Here is a 14,964-nt window from a genome sequence, read left to right on the forward strand (position 1 = left end):
TGGACCACACCGGCCTGGACTCCCCCGACTACGTCCAACCGGAACGCCCCATGAGCGCGATCGGGGGCTGAGCCGGGATGCTGATCCGCTACTTCGCGGCCGCCCGCGCCGCTGCCGGCACCGACGCCGAGACCCTGGAGGTCCCCGACGACCGGCCCTGCACGCGCCGGGACGTGGAGAACCTGCTGGCCCGGGCCCACCCCGAGCCGCCGCCGGGGCAGCCGCCGCTGGCGCAGGTGCTGGCCCGGTCCAGCTTCCTGCTCGACGGCGTGGCCTGCCCCGATCCCGACACCCCGGTCCCGTCCGGGGCGGTGCTCGACGTCCTGCCGCCCTTCTCCGGCGGGTGAGCGCGTGAGCGAGCCGGGACCGGCCCCGGTCTTCCACGCCGTGGTCCTGGCGGGCGGCCGCTCCGCCCGCCTGGGTGGCCGGCCCAAGGCCGGTCTGCGGCGGGCCGGGCGCACCCTGCTGGAGCTCACGCTGGAGGCGGTCCGGGAGGCGGCGGGCGTCGTCGTCGTCGGCCCGGCGGACCCGGCCGTCCCCGGGCACGTGCTGCGCACCCGGGAGGACCCGCCGTTCTCCGGCCCGGCCGCGGGCATCGCCGCCGGGCTGCGCGCCCTCGACGCCCTGCCCGCCGCGCAGTGGACCCTGACCCTGGCGTGCGACATGCCCGGGGTGTCGCGGGCCGTGCCCCTCCTGCTGGAGGCGGCCCGGACCGGCGACGGCGCCGCCGGCTACGTGTCGGTCCCGCCCGACGGCCACCGCCAGCCCCTCGCCGCCCTCTACCGCAGCGACGCGCTGCGCCGGGCCTTCGCGGGGCAGGACGCCGCGGACCGGTCCGTGTTCTCGTTCGTGCGCCAGCTCCAGATCCGGGACGTCACCGTGCCCGAGGACGCCACCGCGGACGTCGATACGTGGGACGATGTGCACAGGCACCACCTGACCTGACCACGAGCGGGCGGCCCCACCGCCCGGGAGGAGCGGCGCATGCCCAAGGACCTGAGCCCGTCCGAGCACGAGATCCTGGAGCGGTGGGTCGAGGCCGTGCGCGCGGCCCTGGACGTGCCCGACGCCGACCTCCCCCTGGACGCCGTGCTGGGCCTCACCGGCAGGATCGCCCACGGCACCGTGCGCCCCGCCGTCCCGCCCACCGCCTACCTGCTCGGCTACCACGTGGGCCGCGCCGCGGCCGCGGGCGAGGACGAGCACCGCGTCCTGGACCGCGCGCTGCAGACCGTCGACGGTCTCGTCCCCGCCGCCCGCCGAACCCCCGAGGAGAACTGATGTCCGGACTGCCCCTGCCCCACGACACCAACAGCCCCTACACGCACGCGCTGCCCGTCATCGAGGACGACAGCGGCACGCCCGAGAGCGCCCCCGAGGAGGTCGAGACCGTCCACGACGCCGACTGGCACCGGGCCCGGCAGTTCTCCTACGACATCGCCACCGCGCTGCCCAGCCACTGGCTGCCCCTGCAGGAGGCGCTCGGCGAGGTCCTGGCCGAGGACGTCACCGCCCCGATCCCGGTCCCGCACTACGCCTCCTCCGCCATGGACGGTTACGCCGTGGCCGGCCCCCAGCCGTGGACGGTGGTCTTCCCCGAGCCCGTGGAGACCGACCCCCGCAAGATGCTGACCATCCCGCCGCGGGAGCTCTACCGCCCGGTGCTCAACCTCGAGCCGGGCGAGGCCACCCGCATCGTCACCGGCGGACTCGTCCCCGCCGGGGCCCGGGCCGTGCTGCGCGACGAGTACGCGCACCTGTCCGAGGAGGGCACCGTGCTCACGATCGCGGCCCACGCCCCCTCGGCCGAGGACATCCCCTACGGGCAGAACATCCGCCGCACCGGCGAGGAGGTCGCGGCCGGGGACGTCATCCTGCACGCCGACTGCCTGCTCAACCCGGCGCACATCGCCTTCGCCGCCGTCAGCGGCCACGACATGCTCCCGGTCCGCCGCCGTCCGCGCGTGACGATCCTGCTCACCGGCAGCGAGGTGGTCGAGGACGGGATCCCCGAGCCCGGCCAGGTCCGGGACGCCTTCGGCCCCCAGCTGCCCACGTTCGTGGAGATGCTGGGCGGGTCCGTGGACCAGCTCCGGCGCGTCGAGGACACCGCGAAGGCGATGCTCTCCGCCCTGACCGAGGCGCCCTCCGGCATGGCGTCGGTGCTCGACGCCCGCACCGAGGTGGTCATCACCACCGGCGGGACCGGGCACTCCGACGCCGACCACGTCCGGTCGGCGCTCCAGGAGCTCGGGGCGGTCTTCCTGCTCGACGGCCTCGCCCAGCGCCCGGGCCACCCCACGTTCCTGGCGCGGCTGCCCGAGGACGGCCCCTTCGTGGTGGGCCTGCCCGGCAATCCGCTGGCCGCGATGACCAGCATCTTCACGGTGGCCCAGCCCCTGCTCGCCAAGCTGCACAGCGACCGGCCCCCGGCCACGCGCACCCTGCCCGCGGCCGAGGACCTGCCGGGCCAGAAGGTCACCGCCCTGGTGCCCGCCTACCTCCGGGACGGGACGGTCGCGCCCCGGGACCGGGTCGGCGCGAACATGCTCCGCGGGCTCGCCCACGCGGACGTCATCGCCGTGGTCCCGCCGGGCGGCGTGACCGCCGGGCAGGACGTCGAGGTGGTCCCCCTGCCCTGGCGCTGACGCGCCGCGGCACGCCGAGGGCCCGGACACCAGTGGTGTCCGGGCCCTCGGCGTCCCGGGCTTCGCGGGCTCAGGCGGTCGTGAAGAGGACCAGCGCGCCCAGCACGAACACCGTGGAGGCGGCGAGTGCGCACGCGAACTCCACGACGATCCCCAGGCCCGCCGCCTTGAGACCCGCCCAGCTGGAGTCCAGCGCCGCCCGGAGGTCCCGCTGGCGAGCGGTCTCGCTCAGCAGCAGGCCCACGAAGAACCCCACGAAGATCCCGACCACCGGGATCACGAACAGGCCCACCACGGCGCCGGCCGCGGCGTAGAGGAGGGAGCGGTTGGGGATCTGCCGGCGCTTGAGCCGGGTCCCGGTGAGCACGGCGCTCGCGGCCATCCCGGCGATCGCCAGCGCGGAGCCGATCCCCAGCACGGCCCAGCCCTCGACCGCCTGGACCGTGAGGGCCCAGACGAGCAGGCCGACCACGATCAGGATCGAGCCCGGCAGCACCGGCACGATGATGCCGAGGCACCCGACGACGAGCAGGGCGGCGGTGATGAGGGTCGCGATGATCTCGGCAGTCACGCCCTCATCGTAGGCGCTGGGGCGGGCTGTCCCCCCAAGAGGCCGCAGACCGGGGCGGGCAAGCCGCCCTAGCCTGGAACAAATGGCCACCACCGTCCTGGATCCCGCGCGCCCCGGCACCGATGAACTCGCCCCGCGCGGTTCCCGGTGGTTCCTGCTGGCCTCCGTGGTGCTGCTCCTGATCGGCGCCGGCGGGCTCTTCCACGCCAACGCCCCCGGGTGCTGCGGGGCGTCCCTCGGCGAGGAGCCGATCCGCACCGCGCCCGTCCCGGAGCCGTGGGGCGATGACGTCCTGGCCGCCGCCGAGCTCTCGGGGCTCCCGCCCGAGATCGTCGCCGCCCAGCTGGACGTCGAGAGCCGCTGGGACCCCCGGGCCGTCAGCCCGGCCGGGGCGCAGGGCCTCGCCCAGTTCATGCCGGACACGTGGAAGCGCTACGGCCGGGGCGACCCCTTCGATCCGCGGGCCGCCATCCGGGCCCAGGGCCTCTACCTCAAGGACCTGCGGCGCATGGTGCGGGGACTGGCGCCCGCCTCGGCCCGGGAGGAGATCGACCTGGTGCTCGCCGCCTACAACGCCGGGCCCACGGCGGTCCTGCGGCACGGCGGGATCCCCCCGTTCGCGGAGACCCGCGGCTACGTGGCGCAGATCCGCGAGCTCGCGGCCACGACGTACGCCGGGGTCGGCGCCTGAGTGCTCGTCAGCCGGCGGGCCGCCAGCTCCTCGCGAGGCCCCGCAGCGCCCTGCGGGCCGCGTGGTACCCGGCCATGCCGTGCACCCCCCCGCCCGGGGGCGTCGAGGACGAGCACAGCCAGACCCCCGGCACGCCGGTGGCGTAGGGGTCGGCCTGCACGGCCGGCCGGAACACCTGCTGCAGCCCGTCCAGGGAGCCGCCGCCGATGTCCCCGCCCACGAGGTTCGCGTTCCACGCCTCCAGCTCGGCCGGGGAGGTGTCCACGCGCTCGCGGATCCGGTCGCGGACCCCGGGGGCGAAGCGCTCGAGCTGCCGGAGCACCCGCTCCCCCGCCCGGGGGTCGTCGCACCCGTGGGGGACGTGGGCGTAGGCCCACAGCACCTCCCGGCCCGCGGGCGCCCGGGAGGGGTCGGCGGCCCCCTGCTGGGCCACGAGCACGAACGGGCGCTCCGGCAGCCGGCCGGCCCGGGCCTGCTGCTCCGCGGCGCCGATCTCGGCGAGCGTCCCGCCCACGTGCACGGTCCCGGCCTCCGCCACGCGCGGGTCCCGCCACGGCACGGGGCCGTCCAGCAGCAGGTCCACCTTGTAGGAGGCCGTGCCGTAGCGCCACCGGGCGAGCGCCCGCCGGTACCGGTCCGGCAGCTCGAGCCCGCGCAGGCCCAGCACCTGCCGGGGCGTGAGGTCCAGCAGGACGACGTCGGCCGGCCGCACCTGGGCGAGGTCCGTCACCCGGGAGTGGACGAGCACCCGCCCGCCGTGCTCCTCGAGATCGGCCACCAGGGCGTCGACGACGGCCTGGGTGCCGCCACGGGCCACCGGCCACCCCGTGGCGTGGGCTGCAGCGCCGAACAGCGTCCCGAAGGCGGAGGTCAGCGCGTGCCGCGGGGGCAGCACCGCGTGGGCGGCGGACCCGGCGAAGAGCCCCCGGGCCTGCTCGGTGCGGAACAGCACCCGCGCCGTGGCCGCGGCGGGCCACGGCGCGCGCAGGCCGAAGGACGCCAGGGCCCGCGGGTGCTCGGGCACGCGCACGAGCGGGCCCAGCACCGACTCGACCGTCTCCTCCCAGCGCTCCACCACGCCGCGGTGCAGCAGGGACCACGCCCGGCCGTCCGGGCCCAGCCCCGCCGCCGTGCGCTCGAGCGAGCGGTGCAGCAGGCCCGGCGGGCCGTCGTCGAGCGGGTGCGCGGCCACGACCGGCGGGTGCAGCCACTCCAGGCCGTGCCGGTGCAGGCCCAGCTGCGCGAACAGCGGGCTGGCCACGCCGAAGGGGTGGACGGCGGAGCCGAGGTCCACCACGGTGCCGGGGCCGAGCACGGCCGCGGAGCGGGCCGCGCCGCCGGCCGAGCCCGCCGCCTCGTGGACCGTGACGTCGAGCCCCGCGCGGGCCAGCACCACGGCCGCGGCGAGCCCGTTGGGCCCCGAGCCGACGACCGCGGCCGTCCCCTGCACGGGCCGTCCTACCCGACCAGGGCGCTGCGCATGGTCCGCAGCGCCACGGACAGGGACGCGAGCTCCGCGGAGGCCTCGCCCGTGTCCTCGGCCTCGATCTCCCCCAGCACCTCGCGCAACCGGCCCAGGCGGGACTCGTTGCTGGACTCCCAGGACTCCACCTTCTCCCGCGCGTCCCGGCCGGGGGCCTCGAGCGCCTGGTCGGCGAGGGCCACCAGGGTCGCGTACACGTCCTCCCGCATGGACATCCGCGCGAGGTTCTCCCAGCGGGTGCTCTGCGGCAGGCCGGTGATGCGGTTGAGCAGGCTCTCGATGCGGTAGCGGTCGTAGAGCCGGAAGTAGACCTTGGCGATGGTCTTGATCTGCTCCTCGTCGAGGCCGCCGTCCTCGGCGATCGCCTCGCCGGAGGCGTGGGCGAGGCGGGCGACGTCGAGCAGCGCGAACGCGTCCAGCAGCTGGGACCACTCCGTGGCCAGCGCCCCGGGGACGCCCTGGCGCTCGGCTGCCTCCGCCCGCGAGTCGACCCGCTGCCGGGAGTCCTCCCCGAGCAGCCGGTCCTCGAGGAACCGGATGTCCACGGTGGGCTTGTAGCGGTCGATGACCTCGGCCACCGGGTTGGCGGTCTCCTCCCGGTTGATGAGCCAGCGCACCACGCGGTCCAGCAGGCGCCGCATGTCCAGGAACATCCGGTCCCACACCTCGGTGGGCACCTCCGCGGGCAGCTCCCGGTGCTGGTGGGCGTAGCGGTCGATCTCGTAGATCTGCACGGCCGCCACGAAGGCCCGGGCCACCTCCACGGGCCCGCACCCGGTCTCCTCCATCACGCGGTAGACGAACGGGATGCCGCCGTAGTTGACCATCTGGTTGGCCACCACGGTGCAGATGATCTCGGCGCGCAGGGGGTGGGTGCCGACGAGCTCGCCGAAGCGCTGGGTGATCTGCTCCGGGAAGTAGGCCTCCAGGACCTCCTCGAACCACGGGTCCTCGGCGAGACCGCCCTCGACCAGCGCCTCCGAGAGCTGGATCTTGGCGTAGGCCGCCAGCACGGACAGCTCCGGGGACGTGAGCCCGTGGCCGGTGCGGACCCGCTCGCGCAGCTGCTCGTCGGAGGGCAGGAACTCGATGTCCCGGTCGAGGTCGGCCTCGTCCTCGAGCCAGTGCAGGAACCGGATGTAGGCCTCGTTGAGGGCCCGCACGCGCGAGCGCTCCGTGGTGAGCAGCACGTTCTGCGCCACGTTCGTCTCGAGCACCAGCCCGGCGACCTCGTCGGTCATGGCCTCGATGAAGCCGGCGCGCTCCTCCGCGGAGAGCTCCCCCGCCACGACCATGCGGTCCACGAGGATCTTGATGTTGACCTCGCGGTCGGAGGACTCCACGCCGCCGGAGTTGTCGATCGCGTCCGTGTTGATCAGCACCCCGTTCAGCGCGGCCTCCACGCGGCCGAGCTGGGTGCAGCCCAGGTTGCCGCCCTCGCCGACGACCTTGGCCCGGAGGTCCCGGCCGTCGACGCGGATCGGGTCGTTGGCCTTGTCCCCCACGTCCGTGGAGGTCTCCTGCGCCGACTTCACGTACGTGCCGATCCCGCCGTTGTACAGGAGGTCGGCCGGCGCCGTCAGGATCGCCCGCATCAGCTCGATCGGGGAGAGCTCCTCGACGCCGTCGTCGAGGTCGAGGGCCTCGCGGACCTGCGGGGAGATCGGCACGGACTTCGCGGTGCGCGAGTACACGCCGCCGCCGGCCGAGATCTTCTCCGGGTCGTAGTCCTGCCACGAGGACCGCGGGCGGCCGAACAGCCGCTCGCGCTCGGCGTAGGAGACGGCCGGGTCCGGGTCGGGGTCGAGGAAGATGTCGCGGTGGTCGAACGCGGCCAGCAGCCGGATGTGCTCGGACAGCAGCATGCCGTTGCCGAACACGTCACCGGACATGTCCCCCACGCCCACCACGGTGAAGTCCTCCGCCTGGGTGTCGACGCCCAGCGCGAAGAAGTGCCGCTTCACCGACTCCCACGCCCCCCGGGCCGTGATGCCCATGGCCTTGTGGTCGTAGCCCACCGAGCCGCCCGAGGCGAAGGCGTCCCCGAGCCAGAACCCGTACTCCGCGGAGATCGCGTTGGCGGTGTCCGAGAAGGACGCCGTCCCCTTGTCCGCGGCCACCACCAGGTAGGAGTCCTGGCCGTCGCGGCGCACCACGTTCTCGGGGTGCACGACGACGTCCTGGCCGGACCCGTCCCGGACGAGGTTGTCGGTGATGTCCAGCAGGGAGGCGATGAACAGCTTGTACGCCTCCCGGCCCTCCGCCACCCAGGCGTCCCGGTCCGCGGCCGGCTCGGGCAGCTGCTTGGGGTAGAACCCGCCCTTCGCCCCGTTGGGGACGATCACCGAGTTCTTGACCATCTGCGCCTTCACCAGGCCCAGGACCTCGGTGCGGAAGTCCTCCCGGCGGTCCGACCAGCGCAGGCCGCCGCGGGCCACGGGCCCGAAGCGCAGGTGCGTGCCCTCGACCCGCGGGGACCACACCCAGACCTCGAACATGGGGTGCGGCAGCGGGGCCGTGCTGATCCGCCGGGGGTCCAGCTTGAACGCCATGGTGGGGCGGTGCCGGTACACGTTGGTGCGCAGCGTGGCGGCCATGCACTCGGCCAGCGCCCGCAGCAGCTTGTCGGCGTCCAGGGTGGGCACCTCGTCCAGGGCCTCGGTGAGCCGCCCCTGCGCGGCGTCGCGCTGGGAGCCGCGCACGACGTCGTCGAGCGCCGGGTTGAAGCTCGCGTCGAAGAAGTCGACCAGCGCCCGGGTGACCCGCGGGAAGCCCAGGAGCGTGTCCGCGATGTAGTCGAAGGAGTTCGGGTGCCCCAGCTGCAGGAGGTACCGGACGTAGGAGCGCAGCACGGCCACGGTCCGCCACGTCATGCGCTCCGTCAGGACCAGCCGGTTCAGGGAGTCCGACTCGGAGCGCCCGGACAGCACCGCGCACAGGGTGTCCTCGATGAGGTCCTCGGTCTTGGCGTCCTCCGGACCCGTCGCGTCCACGCCCTCCGGCAGCCGCACCCCGAAGTCGTAGAGCTGGAAGTGGCGGCCGTCGGCGGGGGTGACCTCGTACGGCTTCTGGTCCAGGACCGTCAGGCCGAGGTTCTGCAGCATCGGCAGCAGCTCGGTCAGGGACAGGGAGCGGGTGAGGTAGATGTTCAGCCGCACGCCCCCGGGGTCGTCGACGACGCGCACCTCCGCGGGCAGGTCCGGGTCCCGTCCCCACAGCTCCTCGCAGCGCTGGAGGTCCTCGACCGCCTCCTCGATCTCGTAGTCCGCCCGGTAGGCGTCCGGGAACGCCTCCGCCCAGTTCTCGGCGTGCGTCCGCGCGAGCTCCTCCGAGAAGTCCCGGTGGATCGCGCGCACCAGCGCCTCGGACCAGGACCGCACCGCGGCCCGCAGCCGCGCCTCCAGGCCCGAGCGGTCGAAGGACTGCACCTGACCGGTGTAGGGCAGCCGGATGCGGAAGAACAGGCGGGCGAGGGTCGAGGAGGTGAGCCGGGCGTCGAAGTCGATGGACTCGGCGTCGAAGGTGCGCTTGAGCTCGGCCTCGATCCGCCCGCGCACCGACGTGTTGTACCGGTCGCGGGGCAGGAAGACGACCGCGGACATGAACCGCCCGAAGTGGTCCTGGCGCAGGAACAGCCGGGTCTGCCGCCGCTCGTCCAGGCCCATGACGCCGCGCATGATGTCGTAGAGCTCGTCCGCGGTCATGTGGAACAGCTCGTCGCGCGGGTAGTCCTCGATGTTGCCCATGAGGTCCCGGGCCGAGTGCGAGTCCTCGAGGAAGCCGAACCGCTCGGCGACCTCGGCCATCTTGTCCTTGATCAGCGGCGTCTCGCGGGCCGGCGTGTTGTAGGCGCGGCGGGTGAACAGCCCCAGCACGAGGTACTCGCCCACGATCCGGCCCTCGTCGTCGTACTTCGCGACGCCGATGTAGTCGAGGTACTCCCGGCGGTGGATCGAGGAGCGGCGGTTGGCCTTCGTGATGAACAGCGTGCCGGCCTCGCGCGCGTGCTCCCGGCCCAGCCCGGTCAGGACCTGCCGGTGCGGCTTGCGGTCGTGCTCCACGAGCAGGCCCAGGCCGGTCCCGGGACGGCTGACCAGGGAGAGGCCGCCGCCGGAGTCCTCGAGGTCGTACTCCTTGAAGCCCATGAGGATGAAGTTGCCCCGGACCAGCCAGCGCAGGAACTCCTGGGACGGTCCGATCAGCGGCGGGTGCCCGCCCTCGGGCAGGTCCAGCTGCCGCAGCCGGTCGAGCTCGTCCGCGAGCCGTCCGACGCGCTCCTTGAGCTCCACCTGGTCGTCGTCGACCCGCTGGACGTCCTCGAGCAGGCTCGAGAGCCGGGCCACGAGCTCCTGGGCGGTCTCGTCCGAGATCTGCCGGGAGAGCTCCACGGAGATCCAGGACTCCACTACGTGCGTGGTGCCCCCGTCCGAGCGGAACCCGGCCAGGCTGGGCAGCGCGGTGGTGTCGCCGCTGGAGGTGGCCGAGAAGTCCGGGACCTGCTGGAGCTCGCGCAGCTCGTGGGTCCCGGCGTCCCGGGCGGCGACGAGCACGGGGTGGATGAGCAGGCGGGCACCGCCCCACTTGGCGGCGATCTCCGCGGACACGGTGCTCACGAGGTAGGGGACGTCCTCGGTGACCACGAAGACCACGGAGGTCGAGTCCTCCTGGCGCACGCCCACGGCGATCTCCCGGGGCGCGCGGACCCGTCCCACCTCGTGGTGGTGGTCGGCCCGCTCGCGCAGCTGGTCCTCGGTGTGCGCGAGCAGGTCCTCCTGGGGCACGTGGCGGTAGTACTCGTTGATCCACGCCCGTTCCCCGGACCACTCGGGGGCCCGCGGGATCACCTGCAGCGCCTCGGTCCGGTCCTCGTCGGGGATCGTGTACTGGTCAGAGGCCACAGCCGCATCACGCCTTCGTCGCCGTGGACAGCAGGGGGCACGGTCCGTGCGCCGCCCTCGCCGCCCCAGGGGGTGGACGGCACCTCGTGGGACCGTCCCTGGTGGGTCCCAGCTTATTGAACGAAGCCGGGGCTGTCAGGGTGCGGTGGACTCCGCCGCGTCATCTCGCAGGCGCGCCGCACCGAGGGCCTCCGTCCGCACGGGGACCACCTCGCAGTTGCCGATCCGGGGATGGGCCTCCCCGTTGAGCTCGGAGACCGTCAGGCGGATGAGCGAGCCGTGCGCCACCACCAGCACGCTGCGCCCGGGGTGGTCGGCACGGATCCGGCGCAGCGCCGCCAGACCGCGGCGGACGACCGCCTCCGCCGGCTCCCCGGCGGAGAGCAGCTGCTCCCGCGCGGCGCCCTCGAGGCCCGCCAGGCGCGAGCCCTCGAGCGGGCCGAAGCTGCGCTCCACGAGCTCGTCGTAGGTCGCCGCGAGCTCGAGGCCCAGGGCCTCGCCGATGATCCGGGCGGTCTCCACGGCCCGGCCGAGCGGCGAGGACACCAGGACGTCCCAGCCGAGGGCCTGGGCGTGCAGGTGGCGGGCGACGACCCGGGCCTGCTCCCGCCCGGCGTCGTTGAGCGGGACGTCCGTGGCGCCCTGGAGCCTCTCCTCGAGGTTCCAGTCGGTCTGGCCGTGGCGGATGAGCACGATGCGTCCGGGGGTGTTCACGTCCCCCACTCTGGGCGACGGCCTGCCGGGGGGGCAAGCGGGACGGCGGGAATCGCGGTCCGCGGGGGCCCGGGCACCGCACCGCACCCGGCCGCCGCCGGCCCACCGGGCCAGGACACGGACGGCCCGCGGCCCGAGGTCCTGGACGAACCGGGGCAATGCGGGTTGAGTGGCACGCATGACCACCTTCACGTTCAGCTCCCGCGTGCCCCACCCCGTCGAGGACGTCTTCGCCTGGCACGCCCGCCCGGGGGCGCTCACCCGGCTCACGCCCGCGTGGACGGGCTCCGTGGTGGAGGAGTCCTCGCCCCCGCTGCAGGACGGGACGCGGTCCCGGCTGCGGGTGGCTGTGCCGGGCTCCTACGGGCTGGCCTCGGTGCCCTGGACCGCGGAGCACCACGGCTTCGTCCCCGGGCGGGAGTTCCGGGACCGGATGGTGAAGGGCCCGCTCGCCTCGTGGGAGCACCACCACCGGTTCGACGACGACGGGCACGGCGGTACCGTGGTCACCGACACCGTGGAGTACGCGGCGCTGCCGGGCAGCAGGGCGTTCGGGGACCGGCTGATGAGCCCGGCGCTGGGCCGCCAGTTCGAGGCCCGCGCCCGGCGGCTGGCCGCCGACCTCGACCTCCACAGCCGCTATCCCGGCCGGCCCCTGACCGTCGCCGTCACGGGGGCCTCGGGCACCATCGGCGTGCAGCTGGCCGCGCTGCTGAGCACCGGAGGCCACACGGTCCTGCGCTTCGTGCGCCGCGAGGCGCGCACCCCCCTCGAGATCTCGTGGGACCCGGCGACCGGGGAGCTGGACCCCGCCGCGCTGCGGGGGGTGGACGTCGTGGTGAACCTGGCCGGGCGCAGCATCGGGGGGCGGCTCACGGACGCCGCGAAGGAGCAGATCCACGACTCGCGGGTGCTCGGCACCCGGCTGCTCGTCCGCGCCTTCGTCGCGCTCGGCGACGAGGCCCCCGCCGCGCTGATCAACGGCTCCGCGATCGGCTACTACGGGGCGGACACCCACGGGGAGAGCGTCACGGAGAAGTCCCCGCCGGGCGACGACTTCCTCGCCGAGGTCTGCACGGCCTGGGAGCAGGCCGCCCAGGAGGCCGAGGCCATCGGCACCCGCGTGGTCACGGTGCGCACCGGGGTGGTGCAGAGCCCCGCCGGCGGCGCCCTCAAGGCCCAGCTGCCCCTGTTCCTCGCGGGGCTGGGCGGGCGGCTCGGCTCCGGGGACCAGTGGCTCAGCTGGATCTCGCTGGACGACACGGTGGGCCTGTTCGCCCACGCGGTGCTCTCCCCCGGCCTGCACGGGCCCGTCAACGCCGTGGCCCCGATGCCGGTGACGGGCCGCGACTACGCCCGGACCCTCGGCAAGGTCCTCGGCCGGCCGGCTCTGCTGCCCACCCCGGGGTTCGGGCCGAAGCTCGTGCTCGGCTCCGAGGGCGCCGAGCTGATGGCGCTCGCGGACCAGCGGGTCTCGGCGGACCGGGCCATCGACCGCGGCTACCGGTTCCGCCACCCCGACCTCGGCTCGGCGCTGCGGGAGGAGCTGGGCCGCTTCTGACCCGCCCCGGCCCCGCCGACCGCCCGCCACCACCGCCGAGACCACCACGTCGGCCCGGGCACCCCGCGGATCCGCGGTGTGCCCGGGCCGACGTGGTGGGTCAGCGGCAGGACGGCCGTCAGAGGCGGCCGGAGACCGGGAACCGCTCCCAGGCGCGGTGGCTCTTCATGAGCGTGACCACCTGCTCGACCACGGCGGCGGCGTCCTTGCCGGAGACCACGCCGGGCGCACCCTCGGGCAGGCCGGCCGCGGCGAGCACCTGGCCCTTGGCGCCCCAGGTGCCGATGGCCTTGGCCTGGCGGAACACCTCGCCGAGCAGCAGGTGCACGCGCGGGTCCACGCCGCCGGGGGCGACGGCTCCGGCCTTCGCGTCGAGGCCCTGCCGGGCGTCCGGGGCCGGCGGGACGGCGCCGGCCACGAGCACCGAGTCGAACTCGACGGAACGCGCCGTGAGGTAGGTCCGGTGGGCCACGACCTTCCCGCCGCGCCCGACCGGCCCGCCGTGCGGGGCGATGACCAGTGGCACCATCCCGGCGTCGTCGATCGCGGAGACCACGGCCAGGAGGTCGTTCTCGTCGGGGTCGGGGCCCACCACGATCCCCACCTGCCGACCGTCGAGGGGCCACTGCCCGCCGACCTGGGACAGCGCGGGGCTGGGCTTGATCCTCCCGTGCTTGACGGTCGGCTTCGGCGCCGGAAGGCCCAGGTCCTGGGCGACCACGGCGCACAGCTTCTCGTCGATGTTGGCCAGGGCCTGCAGCTGGCGCTCCTTGACCGCCTGCTCCCAGCACTTGCCGAGTTCGAAGGTGTAGGCCTGCGCGATGTGCTCCTTCTCGACGTCGCTCATCGACAGCCAGAACAGGCGGGTCTGGGTGTAGTGGTCCTCGAAGGTCACGGGGTTGCCGCGCTCCTTGACCGACTCCGCGACCGGGGCCGGGTGGTCGATGAAGGGGCGGGCCGGCTCGTCGGCGGGGAAGGGGTTGTTCCCGTCCAGCGAGTTCGGGTGGTAGGGCGCCACCCCGCTGTGCACGGCCGTCTGGTGCATCCCGTCCCGGAGCATGTCGTTGACCGGGGCGTGCGGGCGGTTGATCGGCAGCTGGGTCCAGTTGGGCCCGCCGAGCCGGCTGAGCTGGGTGTCCAGGTAGGAGAACAGCCGGCCCTGCAGCAAGGGGTCGTTGGTGACGTCGATGCCGCGGACCAGGTTGTTCGGGTTGAAGGCGACCTGCTCGGTCTCGGCGAAGTAGTTGGACGGGTTGCGGTTGAGCGTCATCAGCCCGACCGGCTCCACGGGCGCGAGCTCCTCCGGGACGATCTTCGTGGGGTCGAGCAGGTCGATGCCCTCGAAGACCTGCTCCTCGTTGTCCTCGAAGACCTGCACCCCGAGCTCCCACTCGGGGTGGGCGCCGGCCTCGATGGCGTCCGCGAGGTCCCGGCGGTGCACGTCCGGGTCCATGCCCATCGCGATCTGCGCCTCCTCCCACAGCACCGAGTGCACGCCGAGCTTCGGCTTCCAGTGGAACTTCACGAGCACGCTGCGGCCGGCGTCGTCGACGAGCCGGAACGTGTGGACGCCGAAGCCCTCCATGGTGCGGTAGGACCGGGGGATGCCGCGGTCCGACATGTTCCAGATCGTGTGGTGCTGCGCCTCGGTGTGCAGGGAGACGAAGTCCCAGAAGGTGTCGTGGGCGGACTGCGCCTGCGGGATCTCCCGGTCGGGGTGGGGCTTGCCCGCGTGGATGACGTCCGGGAACTTGATGGCGTCCTGGATGAAGAACACGGGGATGTTGTTGCCCACGAGGTCCCAGGTGCCCTCGGAGGTGTAGAACTTCGTGGCGAAGCCGCGGGTGTCCCGGGCGAGGTCGGCGGACCCGCGCGAGCCGAGGACGGTGGAGAAGCGCACGAAGACCGGGGTCTCGACGTCCTTGCCGAACACGGCGGCGGAGGAGATCCTGCTCGCGGTGCCGTAGGAGCGGAACACGCCGTGGGCGCCGGCGCCGCGAGCGTGGACCACGCGCTCCGGGATGCGCTCGTGGTCGAAGTGGCTGATCTTCTCCCGGAAGTGGTGGTCCTGCAGGAGCACGGGACCGCGCCGGCCCGCCTTCAGGGAGTGGTCGGTGTCGGCGCGCCGGGAGCCGTGGGCGGTGGTCAGGTGCTCGCCGCCCTGGGCGTTGAGGGTCGGGTCGATCCCGGTGTCCTGGCCCGTGGGGCTCACCGGCTCCGGCGTGCCCTGGTCCGGCTTGGGCGGCAGCGGCGGGCGGGGCGTGGTGGGCTCCGCGAGCGGGGCGGTCTCGCTGCCGGGGACGCCGGGGGCCGTCGACGCCTGGCCCCCGGCCTTCTGCCTCATCCTGTTCAGCCTCTTGCGCATGATGGACCTCCCGGTCGTCGAAGTGCGGTCGAC

General features: G+C 74.2%; 11 protein-coding genes. 6 read left to right on the forward strand and 5 right to left on the reverse strand.

The window, feature by feature from the left end; all coding sequences use genetic code 11:
- Positions 1-77 precede the first annotated feature (77 nt).
- Genes RF647_RS16255 through RF647_RS16270 form a run of 4 tightly spaced genes read left to right on the forward strand, consistent with a single transcriptional unit; the run spans position 78 to position 2,648 of the window.
- Positions 78-347 carry a MoaD/ThiS family protein gene (locus tag RF647_RS16255; RefSeq protein WP_017834396.1) on the forward strand — a complete coding sequence of 90 codons (270 nt, stop codon included), beginning with the start codon at positions 78-80 and terminating at the stop codon, positions 345-347.
- Positions 348-351: 4 nt separating this feature from the next.
- A complete protein-coding gene (locus tag RF647_RS16260; protein WP_368812643.1) occupies positions 352-945 on the forward strand; it encodes a molybdenum cofactor guanylyltransferase in 594 nt (197 codons plus the stop codon).
- A gap of 39 nt (positions 946-984) precedes the next feature.
- Positions 985-1,281, forward strand: coding sequence for a DUF6457 domain-containing protein (locus RF647_RS16265; protein WP_206064074.1), 297 nt, complete (start codon positions 985-987; stop codon positions 1,279-1,281).
- Entirely contained in the window at positions 1,281-2,648 is a 1,368-nt protein-coding gene (locus RF647_RS16270; protein ID WP_368812645.1) for a molybdopterin molybdotransferase MoeA, read from the forward strand. Before RF647_RS16265 ends, RF647_RS16270 begins: the two co-directional genes overlap by 1 nt.
- A 70-nt stretch (positions 2,649-2,718) precedes the next feature.
- Here RF647_RS16270 and RF647_RS16275 read toward each other — a convergent pair whose 3' ends face one another.
- Positions 2,719-3,219, reverse strand: a complete 501-nt coding sequence (locus RF647_RS16275) for a DUF456 domain-containing protein (protein ID WP_368812648.1) — start codon at positions 3,217-3,219, stop codon at positions 2,719-2,721.
- 82 nt (positions 3,220-3,301) lie between these two features.
- On the opposite strand from RF647_RS16275, the gene RF647_RS16280 reads away from it, so the two are divergent.
- Entirely contained in the window at positions 3,302-3,910 is a 609-nt protein-coding gene (locus RF647_RS16280) for a lytic transglycosylase domain-containing protein (protein ID WP_368812649.1), read from the forward strand.
- 7 nt (positions 3,911-3,917) lie between these two features.
- Here the strand turns inward: RF647_RS16280 and RF647_RS16285 are convergent, their stop codons facing one another.
- The 3 genes from RF647_RS16285 to RF647_RS16295 all read right to left on the reverse strand — a co-directional run bounded on the left by RF647_RS16285 (position 3,918) and on the right by RF647_RS16295 (position 11,005).
- Positions 3,918-5,360, reverse strand: a complete 1,443-nt coding sequence (locus RF647_RS16285) for a phytoene desaturase family protein (RefSeq protein ID WP_368812650.1) — start codon at positions 5,358-5,360, stop codon at positions 3,918-3,920.
- A gap of 8 nt (positions 5,361-5,368) precedes the next feature.
- On the reverse strand, positions 5,369-10,291 hold the full coding sequence (locus tag RF647_RS16290) for an NAD-glutamate dehydrogenase (RefSeq protein ID WP_368812651.1): 4,923 nt from the start codon (positions 10,289-10,291) through the stop codon (positions 5,369-5,371).
- 135 nt (positions 10,292-10,426) lie between these two features.
- Positions 10,427-11,005: a histidine phosphatase family protein gene (locus RF647_RS16295; protein WP_368812652.1), complete on the reverse strand. Its 579-nt coding sequence runs from the start codon at positions 11,003-11,005 to the stop codon at positions 10,427-10,429.
- Positions 11,006-11,183: 178 nt separating this feature from the next.
- Here RF647_RS16295 and RF647_RS16300 point away from each other — a divergent pair, with 178 nt between their 5' ends.
- Positions 11,184-12,566 (forward strand): TIGR01777 family oxidoreductase, encoded by a 1,383-nt coding sequence (locus RF647_RS16300; protein ID WP_368812654.1) that lies wholly within the window; start codon positions 11,184-11,186, stop codon positions 12,564-12,566.
- Between the two features lie 118 nt (positions 12,567-12,684).
- On the opposite strand, the gene RF647_RS16305 is transcribed toward RF647_RS16300, so the two are convergent.
- Positions 12,685-14,910, reverse strand: coding sequence for a catalase (locus tag RF647_RS16305; protein ID WP_368812655.1), 2,226 nt, complete (start codon positions 14,908-14,910; stop codon positions 12,685-12,687).
- Positions 14,911-14,964 lie beyond the last annotated feature (54 nt).

Origin of the sequence: Kocuria sp. CPCC 205263, from assembly GCF_040981075.1 — a bacterium.
In the GTDB taxonomy this organism is placed as follows: domain Bacteria; phylum Actinomycetota; class Actinomycetes; order Actinomycetales; family Micrococcaceae; genus Kocuria; species Kocuria rosea.